The sequence below is a fragment of the Exiguobacterium sp. KKT215 genome, from assembly GCF_055635335.1.
In genome coordinates this window covers 2,863,491-2,878,137 of the sequence record NZ_CM145756.1, presented here as the reverse complement: position 1 = coordinate 2,878,137, position 14,647 = coordinate 2,863,491, and the positions used below count along the sequence as shown (strand labels likewise).

Below are 14,647 nucleotides of genomic sequence, written 5' to 3'. Positions count from 1 at the left end.
GCGCGAGTCGCCTTTTTTCAATATACTTTATCCCCGTTAAAGATGGAGTTTTTCACCATGACGTAATCGACAGTGCGCAATGCATCGAGATTGTCCCCACCCGAGTAAGAGATGGCCGATTGGAGGTCTTGTTCCATCTCGGTCAACGTGTCTTGGAGCGCCCCTTTATGCTCGACGAACACTTTCTTGCCTTCGACGTTTTTCCGTTCCCCTTTTTGGAATTCAGAAGCCGACCCGAAGTATTCTTTGAGCAATTTTCCGTCTTGTTCGAACGCCTCACCCGGAGACTCGTCGTGTCCGGCGAACAGCGAACCGATCATGACCATCGATGCCCCGAAGCGAATCGATTTGGCGATGTCTCCATGTGTCCGGATGCCCCCATCCGCGATAATCGGCTTTGTCGCCGCCTTGGCACACCAACGGAGCGCGGCGAGTTGCCACCCGCCCGTGCCGAAGCCCGTCTTGATTTTCGTGATACAGACTTTACCTGGCCCGATGCCGACCTTCGTCGCATCCGCCCCGGCATGTTCGAGTTCTCGGACCGCTTCTGGTGTCCCGACATTCCCGGCGATCACGAACGAACCTGGAAGATGGTGTTTGATATGTTGAATCATCCGGATGACCGCATTCGAGTGGCCGTGGGCGATATCGATTGTGATGAATTCCGGCGTATGTCCGGCTTCCGCGAGCATCTCGACGAAGCGATATTCGTCCTCTTTCACACCGACACTGATCGATGCATACAAACCGCGTCCATGCATATCTTCAATGAACTGAAGTCGCGTCTCCGGGTTAAAGCGATGCATGATATAGAAATAGCCGTTCTCGGCGAGTGATAACGCCACTTTCTCATCGATGATCGTTTGCATGTTGGCTGGAACGACCGGCAGTCGGAACGTAAAGCCTCCGAGCGTCACGCTCGCATCACATTCAGATCTGCTATCAACGACACATTTTGCGGGAATTAATTGAATATCTTCATAATCAAATACTTTATCCATGTTGTCACACCCCTATTTACGAACAATTTGATTTGTTGATTGGTAAATACTTCGCCCATTCGGTAATGTAACTTAAATCGAGATATATGTCAAAGGAATATGGTGATAGAAGGTAAAAATTCTTTATGATTTTCGTTTAATTGTATTTAATGTTCGTGTTTAGATGATAATTTAAAATGTTTCACGTGAAAAAAGACCGCTTTAAGAGCGGTCTTCATACACAACGTATTGATTGCGCCCGTTGGCTTTCGCCTGATAAAGGGCCAAGTCTGCCTGTTTAAGCAACAATTTCGTCGACATGCCAGCACGGTACGGGGCCACACCGATGCTTGAAGTCGTGACGAACGAATGGTTTTCTAGTTGCCATGGGTGTTGTAGGGCGGTGATCAGTTTTTCGGCCACCCGTTTTGGTGCGTCTGCTTCTGTGTAGCGGATGAGCACTGAGAATTCGTCACCGCCGAAGCGGGCGATCACATCTTGGTTGCGCAACACGTCGGTCAAACGAGCGGAGAATTGGCGCAGCAACTCGTCACCGATGTCGTGACCGAGCGTATCATTGATTTGTTTGAACCGATCGATGTCGAGCGACAAGATGGCGAGTGCCTCGTCTTCTTCTGTGAACCGTGCTAACGTCTCTTCTAAATAGGTAAGGAAGTAGCGCCGATTCGGCAAGTCGGTCAACGTATCATGATAAGCCAAATGCTTAAGCTGCTTCTCGAGCACTTTTCGTTTCATGATTTCACGCGTGACGGTCAAATAATGAAGTAGTTGCCCGCTGTCGTCATAAATCGCTTGAATCTTCGTCTCGAGCCAAATCCAACGGCCATCTTGATGCAGATGTCGGAATTCGAGCGTGAGTGGCTCGCTCGTCGCCGTCATCATCCGAAGTTGTTGTCTAACCGGTTCGACGTCGTTCGGATGGATGAAGTCGAGCGTGTTCTTGCCCTCATAGAAAGAAGGGGCATATCCGAGCACGGTTTGATGGGATGGCGAGGCGTAGCGAACTTGTCCGTCACGCTCGAGAATACAGACGAGGTCGCTCATGTTCTCCGTGATGAGACGATATTGCGTCTCGCTCTGATGAAGCGCCCGCTCCATCTCACGCTTCTCAGTCACGTCGCGCAACAAGGTCATGACGGCAGTCGTTCCTTCATAATTGATTAACAGGCTGCCGATATCCATATGCAGCTTTCGTCCAGCCGGGGTGACGAGCACGACCTCGGTGTCTTGGACCGGATCGCCTTGGCGCAACGCATGAAGGCGTGCCTTGGTCGTCTCATGATATTCCGTGGCGACGAACGTGAAAATCGATTCATTCTCGATATACCTCTCGCCAATCGTTTCTAGCGCCAAGGCGTTGGCATATAGAATCACACCGTCTTTATGGACAATAATGCCTTCAGGAATCGTTTCAATCAATTGGCGATAACGACGTTCGCTCTCCTGGGTCGCCCGTTCGGCATTCTTCTCCGGCGTATGGTCGATAATGATGGCGAACAGTCCCGTGATGTGTCCCCCGACTTCGATCGGGATGTTCAAGATGGCCAAATCAAGCCAGTCGCCCGTCTTTTGAGGTGCGGTCATGCCGTATTTATGCGGCGTTCCGGACAAGGCGAAGCGGAGGCCCTCATCGACAAGGTCCCGTTCCGACTCGGGTAGCCATGACAGAAAAGACTGCCCCAACAAGTCGGCTTCCTCGTAGCCAGTGATTTGCGTGACGGCAGGATTGACCGATTGGACACGTAATGCGTCGTCAAGAACGAAGATGCCGTGAGGTGAATAGCGTTGGAGCGATTCGTGTTGGTCTTTCAAGATAGACAGCTCGAGTTCACGACGTTTCCGGTCCGTCACTTCTCGGACAACCGAGATGACGTGCGTGCAGGCACCCGACTCATCGAAGACCGGCGTCACCTCGGATTCATAGTAATGAACCGGCAAGCGAATCTCGTGTGAGACGGACGATGTCGTATAAGACGGTTCGGCCAAGCGATAGTCCTCGAAGACGAGACTTTTTCGTTCGCGGACGGCCTGGTCATAATGGCGTGTGACGAGAGTGGCCGTCTCGGGCGGAACCATGTCCTCGACACGTTTCCCGATATCGGCATCTGTCCAGCCAATCGCCTGTCGTCCCGGTTCATTTACAAATAAGTAGCGATAAGTTGAACCGTCCACTTCCATAAAGAAGACAAAATCTGAAATTTTGTCGAACGTACGGAGCAGGACGGAGGAATAGTGTTGGATGGTCTGGTCGGCGTGCATCATGTCCCTCATTTCAATCAAAAACTTTTCGGCGCGTCATTTTCATATTACCGCAAGTTGAGACAAAATGTGTGAACATTCCAAAAAGACAGGACTGTGAAAAGTCCTGTCAGGCTGCTCGTTTCATTTCGGTCCGCTCGCGGCGGCCGTTCATCAAGTAGTAGAGGAGCACGGTGAAGCAGGCCACACCGGAAAGCAACAGATACAGCGTTGAGAAACCGGTCAACGGAATGAGCAATCCGATCAAGTAAGGGCCGAATCCAAGGCCTGCGTCGAGCGCGATAAAGAACGTCGACGTGGCCATGCCCATCCGATGGGGGTCCGCAGCCTTGACGGCGATCGCCTGCGTGCCGGACTGGATGTTGCCGAAGCCGAGTCCGATCAATGCCCCAGCGAGTAACAGCATGACGGCGTTGTTCGCTTGACTCAAGACGAGCATGCCGATGGCGAACAGGACGATAGCCGGATACATGACGACATTGGCGCCGCGTGCATCCATCAGACGACCCGTGATCGGGCGCGAGATGAGGACGGCAATCGAATAGACGAGGAAGAAGATACTCGCGGCTTCGACAAGGTCGAGCTCGCTCGCATAGAAATTAATATAGGATAGCACGCTCGAGTAGCTGAGGGCGGCGACGCCGATGATCAGCGCGATCGGTAACGCCTTCGGTTCGACAAATGCACCGAGCGAAAACCCTCGGATGACTTGCGGATTCTCAGCTTCAGGCACCTTCACGAACAAGGCGCTCCCGAGACTGATGAGACCGACGATGAGACAGGTGAGAAAGATGACCGAGAAACTCGTGTATTGGCTCATCATCAAACCGACGAACGGTCCGATGGCGGTGGCGAGCGTCGAACTCATGCTGTAATAGCCGATGCCTTCACCTTTTCGGGAGCCGGGAATGACTTGGGCGACAATCGTTCCCGTCGCCGTGCTCGACAGTCCCATCCCGAGACCGTGGACAAAGCGGGTGAACAGTAAGAAGCCGATGCCAAAGTCGAGGAAATAGAGCAAAATCGTAGCGGTGAAGAACGTGAGGCCGATTAGGAGCGTCTTGCGACGTCCAATCGAATCGATCAAGCGCCCGATAAAGAGTCGCCCGACGAGGGTCCCGATAATGAAGATGCCGGTGACAAGGCCAGCCTCGCTCGTCGAAGCCCCATATGCCGAGACGGCGTGGACACCAATCGTCACCATCAATAAGAAAAAGATGAGCGTTAAGAAGAAGTTGACGAGAGAGATGATGAGGAAGTCTTTCGTCCATAGTTTTTGTGCGGTTAAATGCATCTGCCACCCGCCTCCTGTTTCATTTGATTATAAATAGTTAATAAACATAACTAAAGCAGTATAACAAACGAAGAGGGGTTTGTCCGAACAGACGCATTCTAATCAAAAAACCGATTCGCTGAAGCGAATCGGTTACGTCAAGCATTTATTGGCGGTCCCAGAACCGGCCCTTTGCGATGCCGTCGATAAACGTATCGAAGCCATCGAGGCTATGTTGTTTGAACGTGTATACACCTGGCTGGTCCGTCTTCACGCGGCAACGGTCGAGCACTTCATCATGATGCAGATGCAACGCGAGCGGTTTGAAGTGTTTATACGTGTTCTCGATGAACTCGAGCACGTCGTCTTCGACCGAGGTCGCGGTGCTGACGAGGAAAGCCGCATCGAACAGGCTCGAGTCGACCGTGTCGTATGTCTCTTTCACTTTAAGATCGCCGAGCGTATATGATTTCTTGCCGACGAGGCTGTAATTGACCTTATGATCGGCGAGCGCTTGCACCCACGCCTTCACTTGCGCGGCATCGACGTCTCCGGCCAAGAGGACGGCGACGCTCTTCGTGTCCGGCTTCGCAATCGTATTGGCCATGCTGAGCGCCGGTGAGGCTTTGTCTGAGACGACTTCGTTGTTCTCGGCCGGGAGGTCGACCCCGAGGTTGTCAGCGACGACCGAGGCGAGGTGACGGTCGATTCGATTCAACAGGTCGACGGCATTCTCTTTGACCATGTCCGACTCACATTTACCGAGCTCGAAGCTGCAGGCATCTTGGATGTGTTGCTTTTCGACGTCGGTCATGCTGTTATAAAACATCTTCGCTTGTGAGTAGAAGTCGAGGAAGCTGTCGCTCCGGCCTCGAATCTTATGACCGTCGACTTTCTCTTGATAGTGCTCGAACCCGCCTTGGTCGGCTGGGACGGGCTCCGGCTGATTGTTGTTAAGCGCGTTTTTATGGTAGCTCGTCTGTCCTTTATGGACAGCCATCTGATGCATGCCGTCGCGCTGGTTATTATGGAACGGACAGACCGGTTTGTTGATCGGGATTTGATGGAAGTTCGGTCCCCCGAGACGTGACAGTTGCGTATCGGTGTACGAGAACAGGCGCCCTTGCAGGAGCGGGTCGTTCGAGAAGTCGATTCCCGGAACGAGATGACCAGGGTGGAACGCGACTTGCTCGGTCTCAGCGAAGAAGTTGTCGACGTTGCGGTTAAGTATCATCTTTCCGACGAGTTTGACGGGCACTTCTTCTTCCGGCCAGAGTTTCGTCGGATCGAGAATATCGAAGTCGAACTTGAACTCGTCTTCCTCGGCGATGATTTGAAGTCCGAGCTCCCATTCCGGATAATCGCCTTTATCAATCGCTTCGTACAAGTCGACACGGTGGAAGTCAGCGTTCTTGCCGAGCGCTTTCTGGGCTTCGTCCCAGACTTGTGAATGGACCCCGAGTTTTGGTTTCCAATGGAATTTGACGAAGTGTGCCTTGCCTTCCTTGTTGACGAGGCGGAACGTGTGCACGCCGAACCCTTCCATCATGCGGAGGCTGCGCGGGATGCCCCGGTCGCTCATCGCCCACATGATCATATGGGCAGTCTCATGGTTTTGTCCGACGAAGTCCCAGAACGTGTCGTGGGCGCTTCCGCCTTGAGGCACTTCCGTGTGCGGCTCCGGTTTCACGGCGTGGACGAGATCAGGGAATTTGATGGCGTCTTGAATGAAGAAGACTGGGATGTTGTTCCCGACTAGGTCATAGTTGCCTTCGTCGGTATAGAACTTGGTCGCAAAGCCACGGACGTCGCGCACGGTGTCCCCAGACCCACGCGAACCTTGCACTGTCGAGAAGCGGACGAACACCGGCGTTACTTTCGACGGGTCGTTCAAGAAATCGGCTTTCGTATATTCGGCGAGTGACTCATACACTTGAAACTCCCCGTGCGCTCCGACACCGCGTGCGTGCACGATACGCTCAGGAATACGTTCGTGGTCGAAGTGCGTCATTTTCTCGCGGAAGTGAAAATCCTCAATCAGTGTTGGTCCACGACGGCCGGCTTTGAGCGAGAATTCATCCTCCGCCATCTTCAATCCTTGGTTCGTCGTGAGCCCGGCTTGCTGCTCATTGTCAATCGTATGTTGTTTTAACTGCTCTTCTTTCTTATTCCCCATGTTAGTGCCTCCCCTTTAAGTATGTGCACACGCTGTAAGCCACAATTTGGCCTACTGTACGAGTTTTCCCTAACCGACCGAGAAAAAACCCCCATTTTTCAAATGGAGGTTAACGTAGCATCGATAAGGTTTTCGTCTTGCCGTCCGACAGTTTGTAGCGCACGATATAGTGGCGCGACGTCTTTTGAACCGTGGCGGACGTGATTTTCGTCGTCTTTTCACCGATATGAATCAGTGTCAAATACTCCACTTGTTTGCCACGCTTCGTTGTCACGACTTGATTGCGGCGTTGCCAGTCGTAGTCCCGGTACGACACGTAACTCGCACCGACGGCAACTTTAGGTGTCGATCCGACGTTAAGTTGCAACAGATGGATCGATCGATTCTCATTGTCTTTATACATGGCGTGACGGCTGCCGCTCGAGACGCGATTCAAGCCGGTCCCGAGATGGAACCGCTGGACGAATGAGGTCGTGGTCGGGCTGGTGATGTCGTCATAGACGAGCACGGTCCCATCACGGTCGTAGGCGAGACGACGGGTGTGCGTCATCCCGTTACCAAGTAGCCCGCTCGTTCCCGCGGCCGTCCATTGCGTCGATGCAGCACCGACCGATGTGATTTGGCTTCGCCGCAAGTTGCTCGGCGTCAAGTTGAAACTCTTACCCGCCACATGGACGGTGTTGTGGGCCGCAGCCTGCATGACGACGCTGCGCTCGGGACGGTTCGTATATGCATAGCGTCCGCTCTCGACGAGGAAGTCACGCCCATAGCCGTACAGATCGATCGACAAATCGTCGGCGTGCTTATGGATATTGCTATGATAGCCAGCCGTCATCATCACTTGGACCGCGTCCCGGAACGGTCCGGTGGTGCCGCCCCAATGTTGACGGAAGAAGGCATACTGGTTCGATAGCTTGCCGACCCGTGTCGACGGTTGGGTCCCCGATTGTCCCTGCGTCATCGCGTAGGTCAAGTGCGGATAGCGCTCGATATATGGAATCGCGTCCGTCCGGTGCGTGATGGACGGGGTGTCGCCGAACATCGGCAGTGTCCCGTTTGGTTTCAACATATACGTCAGCGCGCTCGGCATATCTTTGACGTCACGCATCCGGCTCGATAAGGCGAAGCGGTTGGCGGCCGCCCAGTCGTTGAAACGTGCGAGCGTATCGTACAGATAAATTTGATAGAACGGTGAGTGTTCGAGATGGACCCCGTCCGTGCTCAAGCTATGGTTCAACTGCCCAGTGAGGCGGTTCGTCGCGAGAGAACGCCACGACGAGGAACGATAGAAGCTCCGATGTGTCTCCGCGACGGCGGTCAAGGCCATATCTTGGAACATGCCGTGATTGTTGTTCGGTTTATAAAAGCTTGGTGTTGCCAGCAGTGTTGCATGTTCATATAGTGTCTTGGCGAACAGTTGCGAGAAGGCCGGGTCGGTGTTGACCGCGGACGAACGGAATTCATTCCAGAAGTTGAGCAAATGGAATGTCCGGATGGCAGTACCATGATCGTGATACGGCCAGCGGTAGCGCGTATAGTTCGCGGCCGGGTATTGCTTGGTCCAACTCTTGACGATTCGTTTGCCGTAGCGGAGATAATCGTCTCGTCCGGTGGCGGCGTACGCTTGCGTCAACTGGTTCAACGTCGTGAAGTAATGGATTTGAAACTTGAACGACGTCGAATCGACCGCAGGGACGCTGACATCAAACCGGTATGTATCGATGTTCGGGACACGCAACTGATAGGGTGGGGACGGGATATACCAGTTCCCCTTCATAGCGGCGTCGGCCCGGGCGATGGCAGTCTTGGCGGTCAACTCATCGTAATAGTAAGGCGTCTGTCCGCGAGAAATTGAGCGCATATACTCGTGCGTCAGTCGGGAGTAGGTCGAACCGGAAAACGTCGTCAACGACAAGTTCGTCGCGACTAGTGTGACGGCTTGCTTCTTCACGTAGTAGACGGTTCTACCGTCTTGGATTTTATAGTAGTGACCGGACGTACTGAGCGCCTTGAACCGCTTCGCCGCACGCAACGTCGCTTTCGGCTTGAGCGTCTTGCCGACAAATTGATAGAGCGTCGTGCCACCAGGTGCACTCACCTCGTAAGGTGGGATTGATGCGGCGTCAACCTGTCGCGGCATCAAGGTGGCGCCAATCATCACCAGCAGTAGGCATAAAACCATCCATCGTTTCATAACGTCTTCCTTTCTCTGACCGTCAACGGTTACATGTATACAATTAGTATACAATTATATATTTAGCCAAAGAAAGGAAAATTCGTACTATCTTTCTGGATGAATCCGGTTATAACGCGGCCCAGACACTTTGCTTTAAGACGATGCGCTGGACCGTTTCAGGGTCGAGGTCATATTTTGTTGAGACGGTGCGGGTCACTTTCGCCTTCAAGTCAGGATCGTCCGATCGCTCGGCCTCATAGACGCGATTCCATACTTGCCAGACGCGCGCTTCCTCGTCTGACAGTTGCGCATCCCATTCCTTCTCTTTCAATTGCCAGCCGAATGTCATCTCCTCATAGGCTCCGGGCTGCACCGTATCCGCTAAACTCCAATCGCCCTCGGGAGCAAACACGGCTTCGCCGAGTGGAGATTCGGTACCGATATAAGCTTCGTGATCATAGAAGCGGAGAAGGGCAGCTTGGAACGTATCGCGCGCCGTCACCTCGTCCATGACATCTTGACTGATGGATTGGAGCGTCTCGACGTCAGGTTGTCCGTGGACAATGATGTCATACGTATAGCGGACGGCCTCATCTTCTTTCACGGCCTGTCTCGTTTCAATCGTGTAACGTCCTGCGTCGTCAGTCGCATCTGCTTGCGTGACGGTTTCATCAGTCGTTTTTTCGGTCGACTCATGCGGCCAGACGTAGGCGGTCAAGGCGATGGCGGGGATGAAGAGAAGGCCGCGCCTCAGACGATATACCCATTTTGGTTTTTGTTTTGTTGTCATTTAACTCACTCCAATGCATATGTATGAAAAAATCCCCTGATGTCAGGGGATTAACGTGTCCGATCTAGCCGTACGATCCGAGCATCTGGATGATCGATACCGCGTACCAACGCACTCAAGATTTTAGAACCTAACATGCTGTAGACCGTGCCATTGCCCCCGTACCCGAGCAAATAGTAGAGGTTGGGACGATCCGGATGTTCCCCGATGAAGGGTAGTTGGTCGATTGACTCACCGAACAGGGCCACCCAGGCGTATTCAACTGTCAACTTGTACATCGGGAACAAAGCCTCGACTTCTTGGCGCAACCGCTCGGCCCGCTTTTGAATGAGCGCCTCGCTATGCGGGGTCTCTGCCTTTTCTTCATCGAGTCCGCCGGCGATAATGCGACCGTCCACGGTCGTCCGTAAATAGAGGTACGGTCGTTTCGTCTCCCAGATGAGCGCCTGACCTTCCCAGTCAGCGAAATCAGGGACAGGATTCGTCGCAATCGCATAGGAGCGGTTGAGTTCGATCCGATGGGTGTCGAGGAGCGGGGCCGGGCGATAGCCGGTCGCAAAGATGACGTGGCCCGCTTTGAACGTCCCTGATGGCGTCAAGACGAGCCAGTCGTCGCCGTCGGCGACGACTTCCGTGACGTCCGTCTCTTCGAATATCGAGACGTTTTGGGTCGACAAATACCGGACGACCTGACGGCTCAGTGTGAGCGGATTGACCTCGGCATCGCCGTTCGTGATCAAGCCGGCCGGTTTATCGAACGGGTAACGTTCCTGTAACGCCTCCCGGTCGAGCCATTCCGCCGCGAGTCCGTGTTTCGTCAGCATCTCATACTCCCGTTTCAATTTGGAGACATCTGCCTCACTGCTGGCGAAGCAAAGACTGTCGCGCCGGATATAGACGTCTTTGGCGTCAACCTTCTCGGCGACCTCATCGAGCGCATCGACCGCCTCGGCACACAGTTTATAGAAGCGGACGGCATCCGCTTCGCCGATTTGGTCGGCCAGTTCGTGCAACATGATGTCGTTCGAGTATTGAATGAGTCCCGTGTTCGCGGCCGTACTCCCGGTCCCGACTTTCCCTTGATCGATGACGGCGAAATCGACACCGTCCTTGTGAAGCGTATAGGCTGTCAGCGTCCCGGACATGCCCGCTCCGATGACGAGTACGTCGTAGCGTTCTTTCTTGATTGGTTTTTGTAAGACAATCTGTTCCGATTCTGTGGTCGGCCAATATAAGTTCCCGTTATGCATCTCCATGACGTCATCCTCCGATAATCAGCATCTTCTACTTAATCCCCGAATTTCACGAATAAAAACGCAAAAGGCCGCAGACAATCTGTCTGCGGCTTGCGGAATCGCTTACGTTCTCGATTCAATCGTTATTTTTTGATGACGACCGTGTTAGCGGATGCGCCTTTCGTGTAGCTGATTCGTTTCACATTCTCTGCCCCGCGGATTTCCGCAAGGTTCGTTCCGTCGACAATCACTTCTTTGACGATGGCGCCTTTGAAGTCGATGATGGCACCGGCTTCTTTCGGTTTCACTTGAACGACGACGTTTTTGAGCGGATCACCTGTCAATTCCGTGTAGGCGCCGCGTACAAAGATGCCGTTCTTGAAGTTCGTTCCTTTGCCGATTGTCACGCCGATGAAGTCATCTTGGAGGACGAGGCGTGCCGCCTTGTTGTTCTCGACTGTGTAACGCGTCAATTCCACTTCTGGCTCCGGAGTGAGATCGATTTGTGCAAGGACCGGGTCGTGGTCACTGGCGCGGCCCGACATCTCCGTGAAGTCAGCGTTGACGTGAATCATATCGATTTCGGTCGTCGCCGCTAAACGGTTCGACACGAGGATATGGTCGAGCACTTGCGAGTTCCCTTGATAGACGTACGAGTAACGGTCGACGGCCGGGACTTTCTCGACCATGTTCGTCATTAAGTCGCCTTTGAAGATTTGCATCGCATCCGAGAACTCGAAGTCGTTGAAGTCACCGAGGGCGACGACGTTCGCTTCTGGGTTGTCCGTCTTCACGTCAGCGACGAAATCATGGACGATTTGAGCGATTTGTTTCCGTTGGACTTCACTACCGAGCACGACCGGCTGTTTTGAGCCGAAGACGCCCGTGTCGCCACCTTTCGAGTTCCAGTGGTTGGCGATGACGACGACGTTCTCGCCTTGGAAGTCGAACTGGGCCGCGAGCGGTTTGCGTGAGCTGTTGAACGCCGGGTTGAGCGGGTCGATCCGGCCCGGGTTGTGCGTCAACTTGCCGTTTTCATAACCGACAGCCGTCGTTGCGTCACCGGCAGGGATGCCTTCTGTGAGCGAGACACGTTCCGGGTCATACAAGAAGCCGACGCGGATGTTGGCATTTGGTGCGCCGCCGTCTTTATTGTACTCAGGGTCGATGTTGACGTACTTGTACGATTTGCCGCCAATCGAGACGATATTGTCGATCAAACGTTGGTAGCTTTGGTCGGCCGCAGAATCGCCCGTGCCTTCCCCGTTGTTATCTTGGACTTCGGTCACACCGATGATGTCCGGGCTGTTCAACTCCTCGACGAACGCTTTCGCGAGTTTGAGGGCTTTCTCGTCCGACGTCTCTTTGACGTTGTTCGAGAAGTTCTCGAGGTTGTAAGAGGCGATTGTCAATTTGTCCTCTTCAGCTTCGATGAACGTCGTCTCACGCTTGGCATCACCTTTGACGAAGGCAGCCTTCATCTCATCAAGACCTGCTTGAATTTTATAGTTGCCGTACGAGTATCCAACGACACCGACGATCGGGCCATTGAAGCGGTCACCGGTCGCGACATCGAAATCACGAGCGTCGGCATTCGGTTCGAGACGGAATTGAATCCGTTCCGGGTTGGCATCATCTTTTTTCAACAGAATACCACCGTTGAACGTCTCGGTCGGTGTTGCTTCGAGCACGGTCACGAGGTCGCCGTTCTGTTGCGGTGATACCGATTTGAGGTTGCCCGTCTCGACGCGCATCCCTTCAAGGCTCTCCCAGAAGTCGATGGCGTCTTTGTCCGGGTTGAAGACGGCGAGGGCATCGCTGTCAATGAACTCGGTCGGCAAGTTCGACGCGTTGATTTTCACCGGCGTCGGGAGTGTGACACCGCTCTTGACGACGTTGACACTTCCGTTGCGTGTATCGATTTGCGTCATCTTCATATCCGTCTGTTGACGGTCGCTGTAGCCTTCGATGGCGTACTCGCTGACGAGACCTTTCACGTTGACAAGATCACCGACTTGGATGCCCGCGATCGAACGACCACCATACAAGATGATTCCTTCTGACGTGCGTGCATCTTGGTCGGCTTCCATGTCAGGCGTTTGGATATAGTAATACGTCGTACCCATCGAGACGAACGAGTACGTGACGACGCCTTCGACGCCTTCAACAGTCTGTCCGTTCATCGGTGACGTGTGGCTTGCGCCTTGGATGTCATGGATACGGATTTTGTCCGTGATTTTATAGTCGAACGTCGTCACGGCGCTGAACGCATCACCCGATTTGACGGCAACTTTGAGCGTTTTCGTCTCCTCGATGCGGACTGGTGACGTATAAAGCGTACCGTTCACTTTCGGGTCCGACCCGTCGAGCGTGTAATAGATGTCAGCGCCCGCTGTCGTCGTCGAAAGTGTCACGTCTTGTGGACCGACGAACGTGCCCGCACCTGGCTTCGCTGTCGCCGGACGGAGTACCGATGCGTCGATGACTGTGTCAGATACGTCGCGCGGAATGATTTGATACGTATTATCGAACTGTTGCACGATACCCGTGATTGACGAGTAGTTGACGTCCGTCTGTAAATCGAGAATGCCGCGCTCATCACGCACGACGAACTCTTTCGTTCCATCCGTCGCCGTCAAGTTTTGCCCGCTACCTGAGAGGGTGACGTTATTGACGGTGACGAGTTCAGACTCGACGTCCTCATTGATTTGTTCGCCAGTGAGGACTTGCGCAGCTGGGACGCTCGCCGCTTGTTTCGAGACGACGACGGCGCTGTTCAATTGAAGCAATTCACGATACGAACCGATGGCACCCGTGACGACGACTTCATCACCGACGTTGACGGCAAGTGACGTCGGACGGACCGAGAGTCCGCCTGTCGCATCTTGAATCGAAATCGTGTTGGCCAGTTTCGCCGTGACGACTCCTTTAATCGTGACCGTTTCACCTTCGGCTTTCGTACGGGCGTCACTGATTGAAATCGGAGTGACCGGCGCCGGTGGTTCTACCGTACCGCCATCGCCGTAGTCGACGCCTTGGAACGTGTGTGATCCGAGGTTCGTGAACGTATCGATTGGTTGTGTGTTCCATTCAGTGGCCGGGTCGAACGCATCCGCGCCGTTCGCATCCCCTGTCGTGACCGTATCTTTCCGAACCAACGACTGGTCAGCCGTGGCGACCGTCGTTCCCCATTTCGTACCCGGATCGAATCCGACTTGACCGAAGACGTCGAGCACCGTGTCCCCTTTTTTCAAGACGAGCGTGTCGTCGCCGTTAAAGTTCGTCACACCGCTTGTCGTGTTCGACTTCGCTTTCAAGGCATCACTCGCGCTGGCGTTGACGATGACATACGTGCCACCTGGCTCGAGCGTACCTGTCAAGTTGAGGGTCGTGCCTGGAGCCGTACCGCCGTTTGAATAGAGTTCAAGTTTATAGGCCGAGAGGTCGATGGCCGCATTCGTTCCATTGAACAGTTCAATCGCTTTATTGTTGCTCGAGCCTTCAACGTATTCCGAGATGAACAGGTCTGAAGCGTTCAGCGTCTCTGCGTGTACGTTTGCCGCGATCGGCGTCATGCTGCTGACGATGAGTCCGGCTGATAAGGCGAGGCCGGTCATTTGTTTGAATGAACGTGCTTGTGGTTTCCCCATGTGTTAGTCTCCCTTTGATTATGTAGATGGCCGATACGATGTCCCAGTTCGTGTGGTCACTTGCTTGAGCGGATGCCCCCTTTAGGC

At 53.7% G+C, this 14,647-nt stretch carries 8 protein-coding genes; all 8 read right to left on the bottom strand.

Going from position 1 to position 14,647, the window contains the following annotated elements:
• Window positions 1–17 precede the first annotated feature (17 nt).
• Entirely contained in the window at window positions 18–1,001 is a 984-nt protein-coding gene (gene guaC / locus ACZ2GZ_RS15050; RefSeq protein WP_029596386.1) for a GMP reductase, read from the bottom strand.
• A 201-nt stretch (window positions 1,002–1,202) separates the two neighbouring features.
• A complete protein-coding gene (locus ACZ2GZ_RS15045; RefSeq protein ID WP_029596385.1) occupies window positions 1,203–3,260 on the bottom strand; it encodes a PAS domain S-box protein in 2,058 nt (685 codons plus the stop codon).
• A 109-nt stretch (window positions 3,261–3,369) separates the two neighbouring features.
• On the bottom strand, window positions 3,370–4,554 hold the full coding sequence (locus ACZ2GZ_RS15040) for an MFS transporter (protein WP_131471984.1): 1,185 nt from the start codon (window positions 4,552–4,554) through the stop codon (window positions 3,370–3,372).
• Window positions 4,555–4,699: 145 nt separating this feature from the next.
• The gene (locus ACZ2GZ_RS15035; protein ID WP_214715278.1) at window positions 4,700–6,709 is read right to left on the bottom strand and encodes a catalase; all 2,010 of its coding nucleotides are present in this window, start codon (window positions 6,707–6,709) and stop codon (window positions 4,700–4,702) included.
• A 109-nt stretch (window positions 6,710–6,818) separates the two neighbouring features.
• Complete coding sequence (locus tag ACZ2GZ_RS15030; RefSeq protein WP_029596381.1) at window positions 6,819–8,903, bottom strand: heparinase II/III family protein; 2,085 nt, start codon at window positions 8,901–8,903, stop codon at window positions 6,819–6,821.
• Between the two features lie 109 nt (window positions 8,904–9,012).
• Window positions 9,013–9,675 carry a hypothetical protein gene (locus ACZ2GZ_RS15025; RefSeq protein ID WP_029596380.1) on the bottom strand — a complete coding sequence of 221 codons (663 nt, stop codon included), beginning with the start codon at window positions 9,673–9,675 and terminating at the stop codon, window positions 9,013–9,015.
• A gap of 50 nt (window positions 9,676–9,725) precedes the next feature.
• Window positions 9,726–10,931: an NAD(P)/FAD-dependent oxidoreductase gene (locus ACZ2GZ_RS15020; protein ID WP_029596379.1), complete on the bottom strand. Its 1,206-nt coding sequence runs from the start codon at window positions 10,929–10,931 to the stop codon at window positions 9,726–9,728.
• A 122-nt stretch (window positions 10,932–11,053) separates the two neighbouring features.
• Window positions 11,054–14,560: a chitobiase/beta-hexosaminidase C-terminal domain-containing protein gene (locus ACZ2GZ_RS15015; protein ID WP_214715276.1), complete on the bottom strand. Its 3,507-nt coding sequence runs from the start codon at window positions 14,558–14,560 to the stop codon at window positions 11,054–11,056.
• Window positions 14,561–14,647: the final 87 nt, after the last annotated feature.